Here is a 734-nt window from a genome sequence, read left to right as displayed (position 1 = left end):
GCCCGCCCTCGAGCGGCGGCGGGGCGACGCCGCCAGGCGGCACCTGTCCGACTGTCGACACGCCGATCCTCATGGCGGATCGATCCGAGAAGCCGGCGGGTGATATCGTCGTCGGCGATATGGTCTGGACCCGTCACGAGCGCACGCTGCGCTGGGGGCCCTATCCCGTCGAGTCGGTGACGATCGTCGACAGCGACGACGTCTGGGAGGCGATGGTTGCCGGCAAGCTGCTGCGCGCGACGGGTGGGCACCTCGTCTACACTGGCGATTGGGTCGAGATGCGGGCCTTGGGCACAAGGCTCGCCGGCACGCATCGGGTGGTGAAGATCACCGTCACCGACGCTCACACCTACGTCTCGAACGGCATCCTATCGCACAACATCAAGCGCGACGATCCCACAGAGGCGCAAGTCTGATCCAGCGGCCGTTCCGCCTCAACACCTGACACCGGAGACATCGATGTCCAAGGTCGCGTATCTGCCCATCGAGGCGGATCGATACGGCGCGTGTGTGCGCCAGATCTACGTCCGCGGTCTGGACCTCACCGGAATCGCGATGCGCGCGCAGGTGCGGCTTGCAGGTGATACGCCGGGGGCGCCGCTGGTCGACCTTCAGAACGTCACCAACGGCAACGCACAGGGCCTGCGGCTCGTCGGGGTCGATACCACCGACGGCCTTCCATCCAGCCATGTCGAACTTGTCATCAACGAGTCCGCCATGGAGGCGCTTCCCTA

2 protein-coding genes are annotated in these 734 nt (G+C 66.1%); both read left to right on the top strand.

Annotated features, from left to right (window positions below; genetic code table 11):
* Positions 1–416: Hint domain-containing protein (locus tag LS48_RS14705; protein ID WP_204376480.1), on the top strand; the 416-nt coding region annotated here is incomplete at its 5' end.
* A gap of 43 nt (positions 417–459) precedes the next feature.
* On the top strand, positions 460–734 hold a 275-nt coding region (locus LS48_RS14700), incomplete at its 3' end, for a hypothetical protein (RefSeq protein WP_204376479.1).

The organism is Aequorivita aquimaris (genome assembly GCF_001573155.1).
GTDB lineage: Bacteria > Bacteroidota > Bacteroidia > Flavobacteriales > Flavobacteriaceae > Aequorivita > Aequorivita aquimaris.
This window is presented reverse-complemented; position numbering and strand designations above follow the sequence as displayed.